Genomic DNA, 20,827 nt, shown 5'->3' on the forward strand with positions numbered 1-20,827 from the left:
TGAAGCGCAACCAGCGTGCTCGCGTATTTACGATTCCCGCCGGCCCTTAACAACCCGTCGAATAGGGCAAGAGCGCGGCGTCGGGACGCACCAAAGTGGCGATATTTACCCCGAAAGTGCTGCTTTCGGTTAAGAAAGCCGGCAAATCGGACCTTCGAACCATGCCTTCCCACGATTTCCGCGCCCCCCGCCTGTTCGTCGACGCTCCCCTGGCCCAGGACGCCAGGGTCGCGCTCGACCGCGACCAGAGCAATTATCTCGGCAATGTGCTGCGGCTGGCCGCCGGGGCCGAAGTTCTGGCCTTCAACGGCCGCGACGGCGAGTGGCAGGCCGCCATCGAGGGCCGCAAGCGGCCGGATGGGCTGGTGATCCTGCAGCAGACCCGGCCCCAGGACCGTCTGGCCGACCTCGCCTACGTCTTCGCCCCGCTCAAGCATGCCCGTCTCGACTACATGGTCCAGAAGGCCATCGAGATGGGTGCCGCGACGCTGCAACCAGTCCTGACCCGGTTCACCCAGGCTTCCCGGGTCAACACCGAGCGGATGCGCGCCAATGTGGTCGAGGCGGCCGAGCAATGCGGCATCCTGAGCATCGCCGGTGTCGCCGAGCCGGTGCCGCTGGAGCGCTACCTGAGCCAGCGCCCCGCCGATCGGCTGCTGATCTTCTGCGATGAAGCGGCAGACGTCCAAAATCCTGTCCAGAACCTGCAAAACGCGCGCGAGGCGGCCGGCCACGGCGTCGACGTGCTGATCGGTCCCGAAGGCGGCTTTGCCGAAGAAGAGCGGGCCCTGCTGCTGCGGCAGCCCAAGATCCTGCGGCTGGCGCTGGGTCCGCGGATCATGCGGGCCGACACCGCCGCGGTGGCAGCGCTGGCGCTGGTGCAAGCGGTGCTGGGCGATTGGGGCGGCGGTTAGCCTATTCCCCTCGCAGCGACCGCTGCAAGGTCTCGGACGGCAGTTCCCCGAAAGCTGCCCGGTAACTCGCCGCGAACTCGCTCAGATGCCAGAAGCCATGCGCAATCGCGCAGGACTTCACACTGCGCGCTGCCGGGCCGACGCGCAGCTGCTTGCGCACCGACCAAAGGCGCAACACCCGGCTGTAGCGATTCGGGCTCATGCCGCAAATGGCCAGCGTCGCGCTCTGGAGGGTCCGAACCGACACGCCCACCTGCTCTGCCAGTTCGGTGGTCTTGGGCCAGATCATCAGATTGCGCCGTATCGACTCTTCCATATCCACGACGATCTGCCGATAGCGATTCGTCAGGGATGGAGCAGCCGCACTAGTCACGCTGGTCCGGATTGCGGCATCCACGGTGCTGAGCAGCGATTGCTCGACGACGGCTCGCGAGGCCGGCTCGTCCAGGACGTCTGGATCATAGGCTGCGGTTTCAAGCGTCGTGGAGATCAAGCCGCGCAGAGAGGCGAGCATGCCCGGTGCCGCATTCAGCAGGTGATAGCCGTCGCTCAATTGTCCCCAAGGCTCGCGCCCGGGCGCACTGAAATATGCAACACCTATCAGGCGCCCCTCAGGCTCATAGACCAGGCAATCGGACGCTCCCTTTAGAATCACGATCGAGCTGCCAATCGTCCGCCCGTTGATCCGGGTCGCGGTCACATGATCCATCGGAACCACCACGGCGACGGCATGGGCCAGGTCATAACCGCGAATGATCCGCGGGAACGTCTTCACCAGCGAGAGAGTCATGTTTGGCAGGCTAAGCCTGGCGCGCATGATGGCAGTTGTCCCGACAGACAGCGGCATGCTGGACGCGCCGGCATATCGCTCGGTTTCGCCGAAATGATCGAAGTCGTACGATTGAAGCTCGAGGGCAGCGGATGGCCTCAGCCCCTGAAAAGACAGCCCGCCGTTCGCCGCTATTTTTTGCGCTCCATCGCGAGCGATGTTGAGATGGCTTCGATCCATATCCCGCCGCTTATTTCGCCTTCCTCGTGGATGTAGCGCCCTTGCGGACGCGCAGATCGTCCGGCCCGTTGATGCCGGAGCGCTTGAGATCGCGCAGCAGTTTGGTCAGCAACAGCATATTGGTCTTCTGCAGTTCGTGATTGTTCCCAAACCTGAAAGCGTTCTGCTCGGTCACGATGAGCCCGGCCTTGGTCTCGGCGAGAATCTTTCGTTTCTTAAGTCCTGTCACGCGACGGCGAACTGTCTCGAGCGGCAGGCTGAGGAAGCGAGAGAGTGCCGCCCGAGACACACCTTGCTTGATCGCATCCGGCTCGACCGCATGAATGCTGGAGAAGCTCTCGTCCAGCGACGGGTCGTTCATCACATTGATGACATTCGCGTTGAGAATTGCATGAACGATCAGAAGGTCCAGCGGATCGAACTCGTCGTAATGCCGGAACATCTCGCTGATCGAAAACAGCATATAGGCCAGCGTATGCCGCGAGACCGCCCGGATAACATCTGAAGTATTGCGCATGAATCGGAAACCAATATTTACATTGTAAACGAAGGGCGGCAGCAGATGAATGATCCGCCATACCCAAAATGAGTATGCGACGACTTGCCCGCCGCACTCAATTTCTCAATGTGAGGTCGAGCCTGCGGTTGCGGCGGCGAGTCGCATGCGACGCACAAAATCAGCGACCAGCAATGAGGCTGCCGCTGGGGACGACCTGACCATGGACGACGATGCATTGGAGATGCGGCGGCGCGAGGAACTCGGGCTTATCAAGGCGTTTCTCGGCATAAGGGACCCGGGCAAAAGGCACAGAATTCTCGAGCTTGCCGAGCAGCTCGCAGATCACGCTGTGCTGGAAGCAGCAGGGCTTGTCTTCGCTTCCACCGGCGCATTGCCTGACGATGGGTCCATAGACGTCGCTGGCCAAACCGAATGAAAGCCAGACCTCTCGTTTTCAGGTATTAAATTACCTGAGACACTTTCCGCGAGATCGCGTCCTTCCAGCTCCAAAGCCGTTAAGGGATTGATCCATTGGAGGTCGAAACCGCTTTCGGGCCATGCTAAGGGCTGCGCCAATTCGCCTCCCCCTTGCCTTGCCCGGTTCCACCGGGACGATGGACCCTGAGATGACCGCGACTGCCACCTCAAATGCTGCCGGCTCCGCCGCCTGGGCGGATACGCTGCTCTTGTCGTTCGCGCAGGCCGGCTATGTCAGGGCCGAGCCCGCGATCCTGCAACCGGCCGAGCCGTTCCTCGACCTCTCCGGCGAGGACATCCGCAAGAGCCTGTACCTGACCACGGACCTCTCCGGCGAGGAGCTCTGCCTGCGGCCGGACCTCACCATTCCGGTCGCCCGCGACTACCTCGCATCTAGCCAGGCCGGCCAGCCGGCGGGGTTCAGCTATCTCGGTCCGGTGTTCCGCTACCGCAGCGGCCAGGCCAGCGAATTCCTTCAGGCCGGCATCGAATCGTTCGGTCGTCAGGACCGCGCCGCGGCCGACGCCGAGATGCTGGCGCTGGCGCTGGAGGCCACGGGGGCCTTCGGCGTCCGCGATGTCGAGATCCGCACCGGCGACGTCGCGCTGTTCAATGCGCTGCTCGACGCGCTGAATCTTTTTCCGGTCTGGCGCCGCCGCCTGGTCAAGGATTTCAACCGCAAGATCAGTCTGGAGAAAGATCTGGAGAAGCTGGCGGCCGCGGCCACCGCGACCCGCAGCGAATATGAGGGCGTGCTCGCCGCGCTCGCCGGCTCCGACCGCAAGGCGGCGCTGGCCTTCGTCACCGATCTGATGTCGATCGCCGGCACCACAAATGTCGGCGGCCGCACCACGGCGGAGATCGCTGATCGTTTCCTGGAGCAATCGACGTTGAAGGGCGGCGCGCTGCCGCGCGAGGCGATCGCCGTGCTCAAGCGCTTCCTGTCGATATCAGGCAATCCGGACGACGCCATCGCCGAGCTGCGCGCGCTCACCGCGGATGCGAAGCTCGATCTGTCTGCCGCGATCGACCAGTTCGAGAGCCGGGTCGGCTTCATGGCGGCGCGCGGAATCGACGTGAAGCAGACGCGCTTCTCGACCGCGTTCGGGCGCGGCCTCGACTATTACACCGGCTTCGAATTCGAGTTGCATCACCGCGGCAACGGCGTCGAGCCGCTGGTCGCCGGCGGCCGCTATGACGGGCTGATGACCCAGCTTGGATCGGCCGAGCCGATCCCCGCCGTCGGGTTCTCGGTCTGGATCGATGCGCTGAGCCGCATCGGCCGCAAGGTGGGAGCTTAAGTCATGAGCGCGCCGTTCGTTCTGGCCGTTCCCTCCAAGGGCCGCCTTCAGGAAAACACCGAAGCGTTCTTCGCCCGCGCCGGCCTCAAGCTGTCGAAGGCCGGCGGCGCACGCGATTATCGCGGCACCATCGCAGGCCTGGACAATGTCGAGGTCGCCTATCTCTCGGCCAGCGAGATCGCCGCGCAGCTCGCCCGCGGCTTTGCGCATCTCGGCGTCACCGGCGAGGACCTGGTGCGCGAGAACATCGCGGACGCCGACAAGCGCGTGTCGCTGATCGAGGGCCTCGGCTTCGGCTATGCCGACGTCGTCGTCGCGGTGCCGCAGGCCTGGATCGACGTCCGCACCATGGCCGACCTCGACGACGTCACCACCGGCTTCCGCGAGCAGCATCACATGCGGATGCGGGTCGCGACCAAGTTCATCAACCTGACCCGCACGTTCTTCTCGCAGCATGGCATCACCGATTACCGCATCGTCGAAAGCGCGGGCGCCACCGAAGGCGCGCCGGCGGCCGGCAGCGCCGAGCTGATCGTCGACATCACCACCACGGGAGCCACGCTCGCCGCCAACGGCCTGCGGGTGCTCGACGACGGCGTGATGCTGCGCAGCCAGGCCAATCTGGTGGCGTCGAAGGACGCCGACTGGTCGTCGCAGGCGCGCGAGACCGCGCGCGTCATCCTCGACCACATCGCCGCAAGGGCGCGGGCCAACAAATACCGCGAGGTCCGCACCCGCTTCCGCCAGTGCGACGCGGCGCTGCTCGGCGAAGCCCACACCCGGTTCGGCGTCGAGGCCCCGTTCGGCGGCCCGACCTCGTCAGGCATGTTGACGCTGCACTGCCCGCCGGGCCAGCTCTATGCGCTCGCCAGCTTCCTGCGCGAGCACGGCGCCGAGACCGTCTCGGTGGTCTCGCTCGACTATGTGTTCGACCGGGAGAACCCGCTGTTCGCCAAACTCGAGGCGTTCCTGCGGCGGTGAGCCTCAGGTTCGTTCAGCGTAGCGACAGCAAACGGCAGCTACCATATGCTGTTGAGAAGACTTGATCGCCTCTGGAACCCTAATCGATGACGCTGGGCTCTGACGTTTCCGGCCTGACAACCACCCCAAGCAGCGCCGCCGCCAAGGGGCTGTCGATTGTCGTCCCCGTCTACAACGAGGCGGCGGGCCTTGCCGCCCTGCACCAGCGCATCTGCGATCTCGCCAGGACGCTGCGGCAGCGCTATCGGCTGTCCTGCGAGGTCGTCTATGTCGACGACGGCAGCGCGGATGCGACGCTGTCGATCGCCCGTTCGCTGCCGGCCGACGCGATCGACGTCCAGGTGGTGTCGCTGTCGCGCAATTTCGGCAAGGAGGCGGCGCTGATGGCCGGCCTCGACCATGCCCGGCTCGGCGCCGTGATGTTCATGGACGGCGACGGCCAGCATCCGCCGGCCCTGATCGAGCAGCTCGTGCGACACTGGATCGAAGACGGCTATGACGTCGTCTATACCGCCAAGGCGCATCGCGACAACGAAACCTTCCTGCGGCGGCTCGCCGTGCACGGCTTCTACGCCCTGATCAACTGGGGCGCGCGCCAGAAGATTCCGGAGGACGCCGGCGACTTCCGCCTGCTCTCGCCGCGCGCGGTCACGGCGCTGCGGCAGCTGCCGGAGCGCAACCGCTTCTTCAAGGGCCTCGCCAGCTGGATCGGCTTCCGCCAGATCCGCGTCGATTACGAGCCGGCGCCCCGCGCCCATGGCGTCACGACCTTCAATGCCGCGCGCCTGCTCGGTCTTTCCATCGAGGGCCTGACCTCGTTCTCGGTGGCGCCGCTGCGCTTCGCCAGCCTGCTCGGCGTCATCCTCGCCGGCATCGCCTTCCTGTTCGGCCTGTCAATCCTCTGGGAGGTGTTCACCACAGGCAAGCAGGTGCCCGGCTATCCCTCGCTCGTGGTCGGCCTGATGACGATCGGGGGCGTGCAGCTGATCATGATCGGCATCGTCGGCGAATATATCGGCAAGATCCTCTCCGAGCTGAAGGCACGCCCGATCTACTTCGTCGCCGAGCACAGCGAGAAGCATTTCGAGGCCGATGACGCCGCCAAGAGGACCGCGGCCGAATGAGCGCGGCCGCGAGCCTGCGGCGGATCTGGCTCTGCGCCGACGATTACGGCATCAGCCCGGGTGTCAACCGCGCCATCCGCGACCTGATCGAACGCGGCCGCCTCAACGCGACCTCGGTGATGATGGTCGGCCCCGCGATCGAACGCAGCGAGGTCGAAGCGCTCCAGGCCTCCGTAAAGGCGAGCCTGCGCTGCGCTATCGGATTGCACGTGACGTTGTCGGCGCCGTTCCGGCCGCTCACCATGCATTTTCGTCCCCTCGACGGCGACATGTTCTTGCCGTTTCCAAAGCTGCTGCGCGCCGGGCTTGCACGCCGGCTCGACCGCGAATTCTTTCGCAACGAGGTGAAGGCGCAGCTGGCGGCCTTCGTGGAAGCGTTCGGCCGCGCGCCCGACTTTGTCGACGGCCACCAGCATGTGCAGCTCTTTCCGCAGGTGCGCGACGGCTTTGTCGATGCCGTCAGCGAGGGCGCGCCGAAAGCCTGGGTTCGCCAGGGCGGCCGCAACCTGCCGCTGGCCCAGCGCCTCGCCTCCCCAAAGGCCATGGTGCTCGATATCCTCAGCGCGCAATTCCGCCGCCGCGCGGATGGCGCTCGCCTCAGCTTCAATCCGGGCTTTGCCGGCGCCTATGATTTCACGCGCGCGGCCGATTTCGGCGCGTTGATGCGGCAATTCCTCCAAGGCCTCCCCGACGGCGGCCTCGTGATGTGCCATCCCGGTTTCGTCGATGATGTCCTCACCGGCCTCGATCCGATGACCGACGTCCGCGAGCGCGAGCATGCCTATCTTGCCAGCGATGCCTTCGCGCGCCTGCTGGCGGACAGCGGCGTCACGCTGGGGTGAACCCGGCGGAAAACAAGCCGCGGGTCAGCTTGTCGCATACTGAAATTTAATCCGGCCGGCACTGTTGGGGCCATAATGGAACCCTACATCTTGCTCGCGCTTGGTTTGCGCGAGGGAGATTGATCATGACGCCGCAGGAACGCCAGCTCGTTGACGAGCTTTTCGACCGGCTTTCGAAACTGGAAAATGCACCGCGCGATCCCGACGCGATCACCGCGATCTCCGACGGCCTGCGTAAGGCACCCGGCGCGATCTACGCCCTGGTGCAGACCACGTTGTTGCAGGACGAAGCACTGAAGCGCGCCCATAACCGCATCCAGGAGCTGGAAGCGGCCCATGCGCCCGAGCAGCAGCAGTCCGGCGGCTTCCTGGACACCATGCGCGACACGCTGTTCGGCGGCAGCCAGTCGCGCGGTTCCGTTCCGAACGTGCCGCCGCGTGAGCAGCGGCCGGTCTGGAACACCGGCCAAGCGATGCAGCAGACCCAGCCGGGCTACGGCCAGCCGCCTTATGGTCAGCCTTACGGACAAGGTCCGGGTCAGGGCCAAGCTCCGGGCTATGGCGCCCCGCCGGTCGGCGGTGGCGGCGGCTCGTTCCTCGGCACGGCGGCGGCAGCCGCGGCCGGCGTCGTCGGCGGCTCGCTGCTGCTCTCCAGCATCCGCGGCATGATGGGCGGCGGGCACCAGCAGGCCTTTGGCGACACCAACGCATTGGGCGATCGCAGCCCGTGGGGCGGCAGCAGCGACCAGTCCGGCGGCTCGCTCGCGCGCGATGCCGGCCTCAACGACGTCGGCTCGAACCGGGATTCTCGCCAGGATTCTCAGCAAGGCTTCTTCGACCAGGCCTCGAATGATCGCGACAACAACGACCAGAATTACGACGACGATCACGACGACGGCAACATGGACATGGCCGACGACAGCGATTTCGGCGGCGGCGACGATGGCGGCAGCGATTACGCGTGAGGCCGGTCTTCTCCCTCTCCCCGTTCTTACGGGCAGAGGGTTGGGGTGAGGGGCTCTCTCCGCAAAATGAGTGAGAGTTGGACTCGCGGAGACTCCCCCTCACCCGCATTGCATCTCCGATGCAATGCAGCCTCTCCCCGCAGGCGGGGAGAGACGAAGCAAGAACATCACATCACCACGACCCTGGTGCCGACATTGACGCGGCCGTAGAGGTCGATGACGTCCTCGTTGCGCATGCGGATGCAGCCGGAGGAGACGTTGGTGCCGATGGTCCAGGGCTCGTTGGAGCCGTGGATGCGGTAGAGCGTGGAGCCGAGATACATCGCGCGCGCGCCGAGCGGGTTTTCCGGCCCGCCTTCCATGTGCCGGGGCAAATCGGGACGGCGTGCGATCATTTCCGCCGGCGGCGTCCAGTCCGGCCATTCGCGTTTTGCCGTGATCGACTTGACCCCCGACCAGGTGAAGCCGGGACGGCCGACGCCGATGCCGTAGCGCATCGCCTTGCCGTTGCCTTCGACGAGGTAGAGGAACTTGTTCGGCGTATCGACCACGATCGTGCCGGCAGTTTCCTTGCCGCTATAGTCAACGATCTGTTTCTCGAATCTCGGATCGAACGGACGCTGCCGCGGATCGATCGCTTCCTGCTGGAGCGCGCCCTGCTGGTATCCGCCCTGCATCTGCGGCTCGCCCATCGGCGGCAGGCGGCGCTGGTCGTAATAGCCGGGCTGCTGCTGATAGACCGGCGCTTGCGGCGCGTAGGCCGGACCGCGGCCGGGACCGTCGCCGAACAGGAATTCGATGAAGCCGCCGCCCATGTTCGAATTGGAGGCTACGCGCACCGGCGCGGGGGGCACCTGCGGGGCGTAGAGCACCGCGGGCGGATCGTTCGGCACCGTGTTGTCGAAGGCGCTCGCGCTGTTCGCGCCGGCCATGACGGAGCAAGCGCTGCCGAGCAGCGCGACAGACATTTTCTTGAACATCGACGTACTCTGTACTGTTTCGTCTAGATCATTTGCGTCTTGGAGAGCTGATGGCTGATCGCGCCCCCCGACGTGGTCAATAAAGAGCAAAAGCCGTTTTGTTTGGTAAACGTATCGGCCGTTTCGATTCACCACGTCGTGCACGAGGCTGCAATTTGGCGATCAGCGTTTATTTTCGATGAATGCCCCGCGCGCATGGTTAATCGCGTCTTTGCGCGCCGTCGCGCACGTCTGCAAACACAGTTCCGGCTGTGAACTTCGTGTTAAATCGCTTCTGCCTACAAAGACGCGTGAGTGAGGTGGGGGGAGTATCCTGATGGCTGTTCACCGCAAACGTTTTCGCGTCGAAGATATCGTCGGTGGCGAGATGCCGATTCTTGACGTAACCGAAGAGGCAGGCCCGATGCATAGCGAGATCATGGCGGAGTTGCGTGCGATCCGCGCACAGATGGCCAAGGGCGTTGTGGCTGCCCCGCTGTCCGGCAGCGCGGCCATGGCGGCGATCGACGCGTCCACGGCCCACGAGCTTTCCGAAGCCCGCACCATGCTCGAGACCTACCGCGCGCAGATCGAGCAGTGCGAGAAGCTGAAGGTCGAGCTCGACCTGATCCACGACGCCATCGACCGCACCAAGCGCGAGATCGCGACGCTGCACGGCAAGAGCTTCGACGGCGGCGAGATGGCCAAGGTCAATGGCGAGCTCGGCGCGGTCGTCGGCGGCACCGAGCAGGCGACCCAGCAGATCCTCGAAGCCGCGGAATCGATCGACCAGGCCGCCAGCGCGATGTCCAAGGTGGACTCGGCCGACCAGCAGAAGCGCCTCGCCGACGACATCCAGGAACGCGTCATCTCGATCTTCGAAGCCTGCAACTTCCAGGACCTGACCGGCCAGCGCATCAGCAAGGTCATGACCACGATGAAGTTCATCGAGCAGCACATCAATGCGATGATGGAGATCTGGGGCGGCGTCGACGCGATCAAGGCCCATGTGCCGGCGCCGATCGACCAGCGCAGCGACGACGAGAAGCTCCTCAACGGCCCGAAGCTCGCCGGCGACGTCGGCCACGCCTCGCAGGACGACATCGACGCGCTGTTCGACTGAGCGCACCAGATACGGATAAAGCAAAACGCCGGCCCTGGGGCCGGCGTTTTTGTTTTTGGGGATTTATCTCACGCTGTCATTCCGGGGCGGTCCGCAGGACCGAACCCGGAATCTCGAGATTCTCAGGTGCGCAAGCGCGCACCATAGTTCACGCTTCGCGTGCCCCTGAACGACAGAGGAATGATCACGCCCGCGGCGCGCAGCGGACGTAGACCATGTTGCCGTAGCGGGTGGCGGCGTCCTTGTCGATGAAGCGGGTGATCAGGACGCGGCCGTCGAAGGAGACGATCTCACGGTCCTGCTCGCCGGGGGTCGGGCCGGCCGGTCCGATATAGTTCTTGCCGCTGGGCGAGCCCTTCAGCCGCAGCTCCTGCGGGGTCGCCTGGTCGGCGAGATGCATGATCACGCCGCCGGAGGAGCCGGCGGTGATCACGTAGGGATTCTTGCACTGGGCCCTCGCCGCGGCCTCGGTGCGGGCGCGGTCGGCCGGGTTCTGGAACGAGGCGAGACCCCAGCGGCCGACGATCTCGTCGGCACGGATGCTCGCCGGCATTTCAGGACCGGTGCCGGGCTCGGCCTCGGGTGCCGGCTGGGAGGACGAGAAGGACGGTAGGCTCATGCCGCCGCCACAGGCGCCGAGCAGCAACGCCAGGCCAGAGGCAGCGGCCAGATTGGCGACCGTGCGCGCGCGAGCTGAATTGATCATGGCATTCCCCCGAACAAGACCATGGCCGCACCCCTCCCGCAGCCAAGCGCAAAACTGCCGCCGGAGCAATGACGTCCTTTAATACGCGGGCGCCCCGACCAAGTTTTCAATGCCAACATCCTATATCCGCCTCACCAATCGCTTAACCACCTTTGCTTGACAGGATCGCGGCCAAGCCATATTCCCGGGCCACTCTTAGCACTCGGAAAGCCCGATTGCTAAGCGCTCCGTTCGATCCTCGGGAAGAGGAGGAACGGCAGCGCCGCCCCACCGACTTCACTACTTCCGAAGCGAGCCTCCAAAGGGAAACGTCATGGCTAAATCCAAATTTCGTCCGCTGCATGACCGTGTCGTGGTCAAACGTATCGACGCCGAGGAAAAGACCAAGGGCGGCATCATCATCCCGGACACCGCCAAGGAAAAGCCGTCCCAGGGCGAGGTGGTCGCCGTCGGCCCCGGCGGCCGCGACGAGACCGGCAAGCTGATTCCGATCGACCTCAAGGCGGGTGACCGCGTGCTGTTCGGCAAGTGGTCGGGCACCGAGGTCAAGATCGACAACGAAGAGCTCCTGATCATGAAGGAGTCGGACATCATGGGCGTGCTGGCCTAAGGCCATCCGCCTGAACGGCCGCTGAATACTCCATCGTCATGCCCGGGCCTGACCCGGGCATCCATCATTCTTCGTACGAGGATGGATTGCCGGGTCAAGCCCGGCAATGACGAAGAGAGCGCCGCACCGCACGAAACAAGACACATCACGCAACACGAGGGATTGCAGACCATGGCTGCCAAGGACGTCAAGTTTTCCGGAGACGCGCGCGACCGCATGCTGCGCGGCGTCGATATTCTCGCCAACGCCGTCAAGGTGACGCTCGGCCCGAAGGGCCGCAACGTCGTCATCGAGAAGAGCTTCGGCGCGCCGCGCATCACCAAGGACGGCGTCACCGTCGCCAAGGAGATCGAGCTCGAGGACAAGTTCGAGAACATGGGCGCCCAGATGGTGCGTGAGGTCGCCTCCAAGACCAACGACCTCGCCGGCGACGGCACCACCACCGCGACCGTGCTGGCTCAGGCCATCGTGCGCGAAGGCGCCAAGGCGGTTGCCGCCGGCATGAACCCGATGGACCTCAAGCGCGGCATCGACAGCGCCGTCCAGGCCGTGGTCAAGGACATCGAGAAGCGCGCCAAGCCCGTCGCCGCCTCCTCCGAGGTCGCCCAGGTCGGCACCATCTCGGCCAATGGCGATGCCGCCATCGGCAAGATGATCGCCCAGGCGATGCAGAAGGTCGGCAACGAGGGTGTCATCACCGTCGAGGAGAACAAGTCGCTCGACACCGAGGTGGACATCGTCGAGGGCATGAAGTTCGACCGCGGCTATCTCAGCCCCTACTTCGTCACCAATGCCGAGAAGATGACCGCCGAGCTCGAGGACGCCTACATCCTCCTGCACGAGAAGAAGCTGTCGGGCCTGCAGGCCATGCTGCCGGTGCTGGAAGCCGTGGTGCAGTCGGGCAAGCCGCTCGTGATCATCGCCGAGGACGTCGAGGGCGAGGCGCTGGCCACCCTGGTCGTCAACCGTCTCCGTGGCGGCCTCAAGGTCGCTGCCGTCAAGGCGCCGGGCTTCGGTGACCGCCGCAAGGCCATGCTGGAGGACATCGCCATCCTCACCGGCGGCCAGCTGATCTCGGAAGAGCTCGGCATCAAGCTCGAGAACGTCACGGTGAAGATGCTCGGCCGCGCCAAGAAGGTCGTGATCGACAAGGAGAACACCACGATCGTCAACGGCGCCGGCAAGAAGCCCGACATCGAGGCCCGCGTCGGCCAGATCAAGGCCCAGATCGAGGAGACAACGGACTACGACCGTGAGAAGCTCCAGGAACGCCTTGCCAAGCTCGCCGGCGGCGTCGCGGTGATCCGCGTCGGTGGCGCCACCGAGATCGAGGTCAAGGAGAAGAAGGACCGCGTCGAGGACGCGCTCAACGCCACCCGCGCCGCGGTGCAGGAAGGCATCGTCCCCGGCGGCGGCGTCGCGCTGCTCCGCGCCAAGAAGGCGGTGGGCCGTCTCACCAACGCCAATGCGGACGTCCAGGCCGGCATCAACATCGTGCTGAAGGCGCTGGAAGCTCCGATCCGCCAGATCTCCGAGAACGCGGGCGTGGAAGGCTCGATCGTGGTCGGCAAGATCCTGGAGAACAAGTCCGAGACCTTCGGCTTCGACGCCCAGAACGAGGACTATGTCGACATGGTCGAGAAGGGCATCATCGATCCCGCCAAGGTGGTCCGCACCGCGCTGCAGGACGCCTCCTCCGTCGCCGGCCTGCTGGTGACCACCGAGGCCATGGTCGCCGAAATGCCGAAGAAGGAAGCTGCGCCCGCGATGCCCGCCGGCGGCGGCATGGGCGGCTTCTAAGCCCATCCTTCATTACAGCGTTACGAAGGCCGCCTCCGGGCGGCCTTCTTTTTTGCCGATCCTCTCCCTGACGCTTTGCAATTCAACCGACGGCCAAAACCAACTACGGTGGCGGCCGATTCTGTTCCTTCGAGGATTTCGGCGATGCGCGCGCTTCTGGTTTGCCCGACGATGATTTTGGCGGCTCTGCTCGCCGCCTCGCCCGAGGTCGCATCCGCCCAGATGAAACTGTCGCCGAAGGCCGCCGCGCCGGGCGGAACCGAGACGCGCTATTTCACCTCGATCGACGGGCTGATGGACGGCAATGCCGACGTGGTCCTGAAGGAAACGCGCCAGGGCAAGACGGTCACCGCGGCCGTGCTGGACGTCTGCTATCCCGTCGCGAAGAATTCCGACCGCAAGGACCGCTTCGTCGTCAATCTCCAGGTCGCCGGCCAGAACCTGACGGGCACGACGCAGAGCCTCGGCGAGAAATCGCCGGTCAGCGTCAAGCTGCTGCGCAAGCCGACCGGCGACACGTTCGAATTCCGCGGCCAGATTTCGATTGGCCAGTCCGTGACCGAGGTGACCTCGCCGGACAATTCCGATCTCAGCGAGAAGGAGTTTCTGGACAACCAGACCTCCGACGACGGCATCACGCCGCAGCCGAAGGACTTCACCGACGTCTCGCCGGAGGCGATCGCGGTCAAGGTCAAGCTGGATGCGGCGACCGAGTTCCTGAAGAGCCTGAAGGGCCAGGACATCGAGGTGACGCTGGCAAGCCTCTCGGTCGGCTGCGACGCGCTGCGCGCCGGCGAGCAGACCATCAACATGTCGGTCGATCCGGAGCGCGCGGCCGCGCTGCTGTCAAAGTTCAAGGCAATGCCCGGCGTCACCGCGGCCGGCTGGACCGCGGGGATGACCGAGATGGACCGCACCATCCGCATTCCCGCCGCCGACTGGCGCGACGGCGACAAGGTCAACCGCGACAAGCTCGCTTCGGCCCTCGCCGGCGTGCTGAGCAGGACGCTCGCGGCCAAGCCGGTGTCGCACAATTTCAACCCGGCCACCGGCAAGCTCAAGCTGGTCTTCAAGCGGCCGAACCAGGATTTCCCGGCGCTCGAGCTCACCGACACGATCGAGGTCGCAGGCCTGATCTCGCCCGACAAGCCGGGCGCCACCGACAAGCTGATGCTGTGGATCGGCAGCCCCTCGACCACCACCGCCGACGAGAGCAGCGGCGCCAAGCTCAATCTGTCGGATGACGCTTCCGCCGACGAGGAAGGCGATCAGCCCGACGACAACGGCTCGATCGAGGCGCTCGCCAAGGAGCTGAAGGGCCAGCGGTGGGACGCGGACAAGTCGGTGTGGAAGTGACGAAGTCATTCCGGGGCGCGCAAAGCGCGAACCCGGAATCTGGAGATTGTAGCGCGAGATTCCGGGTTCGACGCTGACGCGCCGCCCCGGAATGACCTGACGGTCAATTCCCGTTGGCGCGAAAGCGCAGCGGCTTCGGGCCGATCAGGGTCAGCACGTCGCCCTGGCGCTTCCAGGTTTCGACGCTGCCGAGCGCCGCGACGAGGTCGTCGTCGGCCTGGGCCTTGGCCGGCGGACAGGAGCGATCCTGGATCTGGCCGGGCACGAAGATCACGGTGTTGCCGGCGACCGAGAACTGGCCCTTGCCGCCCTTGCACCAGAGCTCCAGCACGACCTCGCCATTGTCGCCGATCTCGATGTTGGGAATCCGCTTCGAGCCGGCTTGCGGCAGCGCCTCCAGCGTCAGCTCGGTGCCGAACGGAAACCCCTCCTCGGCGCGCGCGAGGCTGGACATCGCGAGCATTGCAACCGCCGCACACACCAGCTGCTTGAACGAAACCATGACACCTCTCGACCGACCTGATTTGCGGCACCTTCTATAAGACGGCGGCGCCATTGAGAAGGTTCGCCCACACTAAAGCGCGATGAGATAGGGAAGAATCGTCATCTCGCTTTGGATTGTTGCTTGAGCATGATCTTTTCGGAAAACCGCTGCGTACTTTTCCGGATCACGCTTCAGATGCAAAAATCCCCGCGGGGGGCGAACCCCGCGGGGATTTGCAGCGAAGCCGATGTCGCTACTTCAGGACCATTGCCGTGAACGGCCAGACATAGGCCTGCAGCGTCACCAGCACACCGACGAGGCAGGCCAGCACGATCGAGTGCCAGAACACGAAGCGCAGGATCGTGCCTTCGTGGCCGTACCAGTTGGTGGCGGTGGAGGCGACGACGATCGACTGCGCGTCGATCATCTTGCCCATGACGCCGCCGGACGAGTTCGCCGCCGCCATCAGCACCGGCGACAGGCCGAGCTGCTCGGAGGTGATCCTCTGGAGATTGCCGAACAGCACGTTGGAGGCGGTGTCCGATCCCGTCAGCGCCACGCCGAGCCAGCCGAGCAGCGTGCCGAAGAAGGGATAGAGCACGCCGGTCGCGGCGAAGGCGAGACCGAGCGTGGCGTCGACGCCGGACAGACGCGTCAGCGTGCCGATTGCGAGCATCGCCGAGATCGTGATCAGCGAGATCGCGCAGAGCCGGATGGTGCGACCGTACTCGGTCAGGAGCCGGCCGGGGCCGACGCCCATCAGGAAGCCGGAGATGATTGCCGCGATCAGCATGCCGGTGCCGGTGAAGGAGAGATAGGTGAAGCCGAACACAGCGGCCTCCGGCGTCGGCTTGGCCGCCACCGGCGGCACCTTGTTGATCATCTGGTGCAGCTCGGGAACGGGATAGTTCCAGACGAAGATCGAGTTCGCCCAGGTCTTGAAGGCGCCGTTGCCCCAGATCAGCATTACGACGCAGACGATGATCCACGGCAGCAGTGCGCTGAAGAGCTCGCTCTGCGTCAGCGGCGTCTTGTCGAGCGGTCTCGCCGCCGCCATGGTGGCGGCCGATTCATCGTGGCCGCGCAGGGCCGGCGACAGCCAGAGCTGCCGCGGCTGCCACACGCGCAGGAACAGGATCAGCGCGCCCATCGAGATCAGCGATGCGCCGATGTCGACGATCCAGGGATTGATGAAGTTCGAGATCACGAATTGCGGGATCGCGAACGACACGCCGGTGACCAGGATCGCCGGCCAGACGTCCTTCATGCCTTTCCAGCCCGCGAACGCCCACACCACCCAGAACGGCACGATCAGCGAGAAGAACGGCAGTTGGCGGCCGACCATCGCGCCGAGGATGTAGGGATCGAGTCCGGTCACCGAGGCAAGGCCCTGGATCGGCGTGCCGAGCGCGCCGTAAGCCACCGGCGCGGTGTTGGCGATCAGCGACAGGCCGGATGCGGCGAGCGGCGAGAAGCCGAGGCCGATCAGGACGGCGCCGGTGATCGCGACAGGGGTGCCGAAGCCCGAAGCGCCCTCGAAGAAGGCACCGAACGAGAATGCGATCAGCAGCAATTGCAGCCGCCGGTCCTCGGTGACGCCGCCGACCGCGCGCTTGAGCAGCTCGAAGCGCCCGGTGGAGACCGTCACCTGGTAGAGGAAGATGACGTTGAGGACGATCCAGCCGATTGGGAAGAAGCCGGTCACGATGCCAAGGATCGAGGCCCGGATCGACATGTTCGCCGGCATGGTGAAGACGAAGATCGTGATCAGATTGGTCACGATCACGGCGATGACGGCCGCGATATGCGCCTGGACGCGGCCGCTCGCGATCAGGACCAGCAGCGTGACGACGGGCACCGCCGCGGCGATCGTCGACAGCACCGGGCTGTGCAGCGGATCATAGATTTGATTCCACATGGTCTTCCTCCCCCACGCATGTGTTGCGGCAGGCGGCCTTGCGTGGACGGCCAAACCCGCTTGACGCTGGAAAGATAACCCCTGAGCAGGACGCGAATTCCTCGCGAAGTGCGGCGGTTCCCGTCCGCTCACAAGCTCGCGAAATCCTGGAGGCCCCCACCCCGCGCCGTTAAAGCCCATGCTAAGGTTGCGAGCCGCGACAAGCCAACGCAAATTGCAGAACTTGCGACTTTAGTCTAAGCGCAGCCAAATTCCGCATGGCCGCAGCCATTTGACTCCCGGCACTTGTGCACACCCCCCTCGAGGAGATCCTGCTCTGTGAAGAACATCAGCGCCACGCTCGCGGTCGTCTGGCGAATCGCCGGTCCGTATTTCCGATCGGAAGACAAATGGGCCGGCCGCGGCCTGCTCGGCGTCGTCATCGCGATGGAGCTGACGCTGGTGGCGATCAACGTGCTGCTCAATCAATGGCAGAACCGGTTCTACAGCGCACTCCAGGCCTACGATCTCAACGAGTTCGTCATGGAGGTCTGGATCTTCATCGGCCTTGCTTTCACCTACGTCGCAGTGGCCGTCTACAAGCTTTACCTGAACCAATGGCTCCAGATCCGCTGGCGGCGATGGCTGACGCAACACTATCTCGGCGAATGGCTCGAAGGCGCCACGCATTACCGCATGCAGCTCAAGGGCGACCCGGCCGACAACCCGGACCAGCGTATCACCGAGGACGTCAAGAACTTCGTTGAGCAAACGCTCGTCCTTGGCCTCGGTCTGCTGTCCTCGATCGTGACGCTGGCCTCGTTCGTCGTCATCCTCTGGGGTCTGTCCAACAAGGCCCCCCTGCACATCTACGGCACAGATATCGTCATCCCGGGTTTTCTGGTCTGGTGCGCGATGGTCTACGCGATCCTCGGGACGGGACTGACGCACTGGATCGGCGCTCCGCTCATCAACCTCAATTTCGAGCAGCAGCGCTATGAGGCCGACTTCCGCTTCAACCTGATCCGCGTGCGCGAAAATTCCGAGCAGATCGCGCTGTTGAAGGGTGAGAGCGCCGAGCGAGGCCATCTGCTGCACCGCTTCGGCTCCGTCATCGCCAACTGGTACGCGATCATGAGCCGGACCAAGCGCCTCACCGCCTTCACGGCGAGCTATGGTCAGGCAGCAACAATCTTTCCCTACGTCGTGGTCGCTCCGGCCTACTTCGCGAAACGCATCCAGCTCGGCGACATGATGCAGACCGGCTCGGCCTTCGGCAGCGTGCAGGATGCGCTGTCCTTCTTCGTCACGGCCTACCGCTCGCTCGCCGAATGGCGCGCCATCGTCGCCCGTCTCGACGGCTTCGAGATGTCGGTCAGCTCCGCCGCTTCCATCGCCGCGCGCGAGCCGACCATCGGCGTTGCACGGTCGAACGGCAAGGCGATCACCCTTGCGCAGTTGCTGGTGGAGCTGCCGAACGGCGAGCCGCTGGTCAGCGCCGATGCCTTCACGGTCGAGCCGGCGGAGCGGGTGCTGGTGAGCGGGCCATCCGGCTCCGGCAAGTCGACATTGTTCCGGGCGATCGCCGGCATCTGGCCATTCGGCACCGGGAGCATCGCCATTCCCGAAAAAGCCAGGCTGATGATGCTGCCGCAGCGGCCGTATTTTCCGATCGGCCCGCTCGGCGACGCTGTCATTTACCCCGCCGAGCACGGCACGGTTGCGCCCGAGAAGATCGCGGAGGCGCTCAACGCGGTCGGCATGCCGCGGCTGGCGAAACGGCTGGACGAGGACGGTCACTGGAACCGGATCCTGTCGCTCGGCGAGCAGCAGCGACTGGGGCTGGCCCGCGCGCTGCTGCATGCGCCGGACTATCTGTTCCTGGACGAGGCCACGGCGTCGCTCGACGAGCCCTCCGAGGGCCGGCTGTACCGGCTGCTCGCGGAAAGGCTGCCGCAGGCCACCATCGTCTCGATCGGCCACCGCTCGACGCTGGATGCCTTCCACACCCGCAAGGTGATGATGGTGAAGGACGGCGATATCCACGTCCTCGGCAAGGGCGGCGAGGCGGCCCAGGCGGAGACCACCGCGGCGCGCTGAGGTGGCCCCAGACAATCCCGAGGCTACGCAACCTCGACAGGACTTCGTTGCAGCCATCCTTCGAGACGCCCGCCTCCGGCGGGCTCCTCAGGATGAGGTCTGTCCTCGCGGCAAGATCCTAGACCCTCATGGTGAGGAGCGCCGCCCTGCGGCGCGTCTCGAACCATGCAGGCCGAGCGCTCTCACAGACGCCATCCACGCCGCAAAGCAAAAGGGCGGCAGGTTGCCCTGCCGCCCTCGTTAAGTCGTCTCGGAAAGAACTTACTTCAGGTTGCTCATCGCCGTCAGGTCGACCGAGAGCTTGGCGACGCCAGTAGCGCTACACCAGTTGGAGCCGAACGCCGTGGCTGCGTTTGCACCGCCGTTGATCGGGGTGACGAAGCCGGGGCTGGCGTTGGTCGCCGAGAAGTCGCTGGTGAAGGCGTTGCAATTGCCCTTCGACAGGTCGGTGTCGTAGTAGCGCAGATCGAGCGTGAACACCTTGTAGGTGAAGCCGACACCGATGTTCCAGGTGTTGTAGCTGGGCTCCTTGATGCCGTTGGCATAAACGGGGTCACCCGCGATGCCGTAGAAGATGTCCGAGGTGCCGAGCCACTGACGGCCGAATTCACCCGACACGTACATGCCGACGCCGCTGGCGCCGAAGGTCGTGCTGGGCGCGGTCCACTTGGCCGTGATCGAAGAGTAGTTGCCCCAGGCGCCGAGGTTCAGGAAGTTCGGCGAGTAATACTCGTTGAAGCCGACCACCCACTGATCGTTGATGTTGATGTTCAGCTTGGCATAGACTTCGTAGAAGCTCGCGTCCTTCTTGGCGAAGTTGCCGTTGATCGGCAGGCCGATCGGGCCCACGGAGTTGTCGAGGCTGCTGCCGCAATTGCCCTGAGCGAGGGTGCCCTGCGAGCCGAAGCAGCTTCCGCCCGGATAGAGGTAGCCCCAAATACCGAAGTCGAAGGCGAACATGCCGAAGGTCGGGCGGATACCGCCGTAGATATCGACCTCAGCCGCAGCGCGGTTCGGGAACGAGATGCTCTCCGCGGACGTACCAACGTAGAGTTGGAGGTCCTTGTTGACGTTGTAGCGCGGCTCGAAATAGGCCGCGACCGACGGATTGTGGTTCGACTGGGTGACACCACGGAAGATGTAGTCGCTCATGATGCCCGCGCCGAAGGCGACATCCCAAGGATCAAAGGCGGGCGGCGGCGGAGCCTTCAATGCCTTGACCGGCATGTCTGCCGCGAAAGCCGAACCCGTCACCATTGCCAGCGCCGTTGCCAACAAAGCTACTTTCTTCATTTCGATCCCCATCACCAGTTCTACCAGCCAGTCCCCCGGAAGCCCCCCGGGGCAGACGATCTGACTTCAAAAATTCGTAACTGCGGCAATTTGGATTGGGGTCGGCAAACCGTGAAGCAAAAATCACGGGCATCTGCCGACTTTTTGGGCGTTTTGGCGATTCCACGAAAGGTTGTCAGGCTGTGTGTCTTCTAGATCACATTATTTGCATTCCAAAGTGCATTGAGCGGTCCGGGTTACTACGGAGAACCGAGCTGCAGTGATGTCTGCGCCACGAATCAAGCTGACGGCGAGAACGACCGCCGCCCCGACCAGCGTGACGATGCAAAAAGGCCGCAGCATCACTGCCGCGGCCTTTGCTGTTGTCGCTCGTTGCCGTTGGGGTGG

The 20,827-nt window shown here is 64.6% G+C and carries 19 protein-coding genes; 12 read left to right on the plus strand and 7 right to left on the minus strand.

Annotated elements, in window-relative coordinates:
* Nucleotides 1-161: 161 nt before the first annotated feature.
* Nucleotides 162-914, plus strand: coding sequence for a 16S rRNA (uracil(1498)-N(3))-methyltransferase (locus WN72_RS41965; RefSeq protein ID WP_027563094.1), 753 nt, complete (start codon nucleotides 162-164; stop codon nucleotides 912-914).
* Nucleotide 915: 1 nt separating this feature from the next.
* Here WN72_RS41965 and WN72_RS41970 read toward each other — a convergent pair whose 3' ends face one another.
* Nucleotides 916-1,923 carry a helix-turn-helix domain-containing protein gene (locus WN72_RS41970; protein WP_027563095.1) on the minus strand — a complete coding sequence of 336 codons (1,008 nt, stop codon included), beginning with the start codon at nucleotides 1,921-1,923 and terminating at the stop codon, nucleotides 916-918.
* A gap of 10 nt (nucleotides 1,924-1,933) precedes the next feature.
* A complete protein-coding gene (locus WN72_RS41975; RefSeq protein ID WP_027563096.1) occupies nucleotides 1,934-2,440 on the minus strand; it encodes a hypothetical protein in 507 nt (168 codons plus the stop codon).
* A 49-nt stretch (nucleotides 2,441-2,489) separates the two neighbouring features.
* Here WN72_RS41975 and WN72_RS47345 point away from each other — a divergent pair, with 49 nt between their 5' ends.
* The 6 genes from WN72_RS47345 to WN72_RS42005 all read left to right on the plus strand — a co-directional run bounded on the left by WN72_RS47345 (nucleotide 2,490) and on the right by WN72_RS42005 (nucleotide 8,112).
* Nucleotides 2,490-2,858 (plus strand): hypothetical protein, encoded by a 369-nt coding sequence (locus WN72_RS47345; protein WP_245003222.1) that lies wholly within the window; start codon nucleotides 2,490-2,492, stop codon nucleotides 2,856-2,858.
* A 190-nt stretch (nucleotides 2,859-3,048) separates the two neighbouring features.
* Nucleotides 3,049-4,200, plus strand: coding sequence for an ATP phosphoribosyltransferase regulatory subunit (locus WN72_RS41985; RefSeq protein WP_028146508.1), 1,152 nt, complete (start codon nucleotides 3,049-3,051; stop codon nucleotides 4,198-4,200).
* Between the two features lie 3 nt (nucleotides 4,201-4,203).
* Nucleotides 4,204-5,181 (plus strand): ATP phosphoribosyltransferase, encoded by a 978-nt coding sequence (hisG, locus tag WN72_RS41990; RefSeq protein WP_092215343.1) that lies wholly within the window; start codon nucleotides 4,204-4,206, stop codon nucleotides 5,179-5,181.
* Nucleotides 5,182-5,267: 86 nt separating this feature from the next.
* Nucleotides 5,268-6,305, plus strand: a complete 1,038-nt coding sequence (locus WN72_RS41995; protein WP_027563100.1) for a glycosyltransferase family 2 protein — start codon at nucleotides 5,268-5,270, stop codon at nucleotides 6,303-6,305.
* Entirely contained in the window at nucleotides 6,302-7,147 is an 846-nt protein-coding gene (locus tag WN72_RS42000; protein ID WP_092215345.1) for a ChbG/HpnK family deacetylase, read from the plus strand. The genes WN72_RS41995 and WN72_RS42000 overlap by 4 nt, the downstream gene beginning before the upstream one ends.
* Nucleotides 7,148-7,272: 125 nt before the next feature.
* Complete coding sequence (locus tag WN72_RS42005) at nucleotides 7,273-8,112, plus strand: DUF2076 domain-containing protein (protein WP_092215347.1); 840 nt, start codon at nucleotides 7,273-7,275, stop codon at nucleotides 8,110-8,112.
* A 167-nt stretch (nucleotides 8,113-8,279) separates the two neighbouring features.
* On the opposite strand, the gene WN72_RS42010 is transcribed toward WN72_RS42005, so the two are convergent.
* Nucleotides 8,280-9,092 (minus strand): L,D-transpeptidase family protein, encoded by an 813-nt coding sequence (locus tag WN72_RS42010; RefSeq protein WP_167380767.1) that lies wholly within the window; start codon nucleotides 9,090-9,092, stop codon nucleotides 8,280-8,282.
* Between the two features lie 316 nt (nucleotides 9,093-9,408).
* Here WN72_RS42010 and WN72_RS42015 point away from each other — a divergent pair, with 316 nt between their 5' ends.
* Nucleotides 9,409-10,194, plus strand: coding sequence for a protein phosphatase CheZ (locus tag WN72_RS42015; RefSeq protein ID WP_092215349.1), 786 nt, complete (start codon nucleotides 9,409-9,411; stop codon nucleotides 10,192-10,194).
* 184 nt (nucleotides 10,195-10,378) lie between these two features.
* On the opposite strand, the gene WN72_RS42020 is transcribed toward WN72_RS42015, so the two are convergent.
* Nucleotides 10,379-10,900: a hypothetical protein gene (locus WN72_RS42020; protein WP_027563105.1), complete on the minus strand. Its 522-nt coding sequence runs from the start codon at nucleotides 10,898-10,900 to the stop codon at nucleotides 10,379-10,381.
* Nucleotides 10,901-11,213: 313 nt separating this feature from the next.
* On the opposite strand from WN72_RS42020, the gene WN72_RS42025 reads away from it, so the two are divergent.
* The 3 genes from WN72_RS42025 (at nucleotide 11,214) to WN72_RS42035 (ending at nucleotide 14,666) form a co-directional block, all read left to right on the plus strand.
* Complete coding sequence (locus WN72_RS42025) at nucleotides 11,214-11,510, plus strand: co-chaperone GroES (protein ID WP_027546050.1); 297 nt, start codon at nucleotides 11,214-11,216, stop codon at nucleotides 11,508-11,510.
* Between the two features lie 171 nt (nucleotides 11,511-11,681).
* Nucleotides 11,682-13,310 carry a chaperonin GroEL gene (gene groL / locus WN72_RS42030; RefSeq protein ID WP_092215351.1) on the plus strand — a complete coding sequence of 543 codons (1,629 nt, stop codon included), beginning with the start codon at nucleotides 11,682-11,684 and terminating at the stop codon, nucleotides 13,308-13,310.
* A 144-nt stretch (nucleotides 13,311-13,454) separates the two neighbouring features.
* Nucleotides 13,455-14,666, plus strand: coding sequence for a hypothetical protein (locus WN72_RS42035; protein ID WP_167380768.1), 1,212 nt, complete (start codon nucleotides 13,455-13,457; stop codon nucleotides 14,664-14,666).
* Nucleotides 14,667-14,769: 103 nt separating this feature from the next.
* Here the strand turns inward: WN72_RS42035 and WN72_RS42040 are convergent, their stop codons facing one another.
* Together WN72_RS42040 and WN72_RS42045 are read right to left on the minus strand one after the other, a co-directional pair.
* Nucleotides 14,770-15,168, minus strand: coding sequence for an META domain-containing protein (locus WN72_RS42040; RefSeq protein ID WP_027563108.1), 399 nt, complete (start codon nucleotides 15,166-15,168; stop codon nucleotides 14,770-14,772).
* 235 nt (nucleotides 15,169-15,403) lie between these two features.
* Complete coding sequence (locus tag WN72_RS42045) at nucleotides 15,404-17,068, minus strand: L-lactate permease (protein ID WP_027563109.1); 1,665 nt, start codon at nucleotides 17,066-17,068, stop codon at nucleotides 15,404-15,406.
* 318 nt (nucleotides 17,069-17,386) lie between these two features.
* Here WN72_RS42045 and WN72_RS42050 point away from each other — a divergent pair, with 318 nt between their 5' ends.
* Entirely contained in the window at nucleotides 17,387-19,147 is a 1,761-nt protein-coding gene (locus tag WN72_RS42050; RefSeq protein WP_092215357.1) for an ABC transporter ATP-binding protein/permease, read from the plus strand.
* Between the two features lie 261 nt (nucleotides 19,148-19,408).
* Here the strand turns inward: WN72_RS42050 and WN72_RS42055 are convergent, their stop codons facing one another.
* Nucleotides 19,409-20,440, minus strand: a complete 1,032-nt coding sequence (locus tag WN72_RS42055; RefSeq protein WP_027563111.1) for a TorF family putative porin — start codon at nucleotides 20,438-20,440, stop codon at nucleotides 19,409-19,411.
* Between the last annotated feature and the right edge of the window lie 387 nt (nucleotides 20,441-20,827).

The organism is Bradyrhizobium arachidis (genome assembly GCF_015291705.1).
Classification (GTDB): Bacteria; Pseudomonadota; Alphaproteobacteria; order Rhizobiales; family Xanthobacteraceae; genus Bradyrhizobium; species Bradyrhizobium arachidis.

Coding starts and splice junctions, on each gene's coding strand:
- WN72_RS41975 (WP_027563096.1), bottom strand. CDS start 2,440: ATGCGCAATACTTCAGATGTTATCCGGGCGGTCTCGCGGCATACGCTG.
- WN72_RS42045 (WP_027563109.1), bottom strand. CDS start 17,068: ATGTGGAATCAAATCTATGATCCGCTGCACAGCCCGGTGCTGTCGACG.
- WN72_RS42010 (WP_167380767.1), bottom strand. CDS start 9,092: ATGTTCAAGAAAATGTCTGTCGCGCTGCTCGGCAGCGCTTGCTCCGTC.
- WN72_RS42055 (WP_027563111.1), bottom strand. CDS start 20,440: ATGAAGAAAGTAGCTTTGTTGGCAACGGCGCTGGCAATGGTGACGGGT.
- hisG (WP_092215343.1), top strand. CDS start 4,204: ATGAGCGCGCCGTTCGTTCTGGCCGTTCCCTCCAAGGGCCGCCTTCAG.
- WN72_RS41965 (WP_027563094.1), top strand. CDS start 162: ATGCCTTCCCACGATTTCCGCGCCCCCCGCCTGTTCGTCGACGCTCCC.
- WN72_RS42035 (WP_167380768.1), top strand. CDS start 13,455: ATGCGCGCGCTTCTGGTTTGCCCGACGATGATTTTGGCGGCTCTGCTC.
- WN72_RS42025 (WP_027546050.1), top strand. CDS start 11,214: ATGGCTAAATCCAAATTTCGTCCGCTGCATGACCGTGTCGTGGTCAAA.
- WN72_RS42020 (WP_027563105.1), bottom strand. CDS start 10,900: ATGATCAATTCAGCTCGCGCGCGCACGGTCGCCAATCTGGCCGCTGCC.
- WN72_RS42000 (WP_092215345.1), top strand. CDS start 6,302: ATGAGCGCGGCCGCGAGCCTGCGGCGGATCTGGCTCTGCGCCGACGAT.
- WN72_RS42040 (WP_027563108.1), bottom strand. CDS start 15,168: ATGGTTTCGTTCAAGCAGCTGGTGTGTGCGGCGGTTGCAATGCTCGCG.
- WN72_RS42005 (WP_092215347.1), top strand. CDS start 7,273: ATGACGCCGCAGGAACGCCAGCTCGTTGACGAGCTTTTCGACCGGCTT.
- WN72_RS41970 (WP_027563095.1), bottom strand. CDS start 1,923: ATGGATCGAAGCCATCTCAACATCGCTCGCGATGGAGCGCAAAAAATA.
- WN72_RS41995 (WP_027563100.1), top strand. CDS start 5,268: ATGACGCTGGGCTCTGACGTTTCCGGCCTGACAACCACCCCAAGCAGC.
- groL (WP_092215351.1), top strand. CDS start 11,682: ATGGCTGCCAAGGACGTCAAGTTTTCCGGAGACGCGCGCGACCGCATG.
- WN72_RS42015 (WP_092215349.1), top strand. CDS start 9,409: ATGGCTGTTCACCGCAAACGTTTTCGCGTCGAAGATATCGTCGGTGGC.
- WN72_RS47345 (WP_245003222.1), top strand. CDS start 2,490: ATGATCCGCCATACCCAAAATGAGTATGCGACGACTTGCCCGCCGCAC.
- WN72_RS41985 (WP_028146508.1), top strand. CDS start 3,049: ATGACCGCGACTGCCACCTCAAATGCTGCCGGCTCCGCCGCCTGGGCG.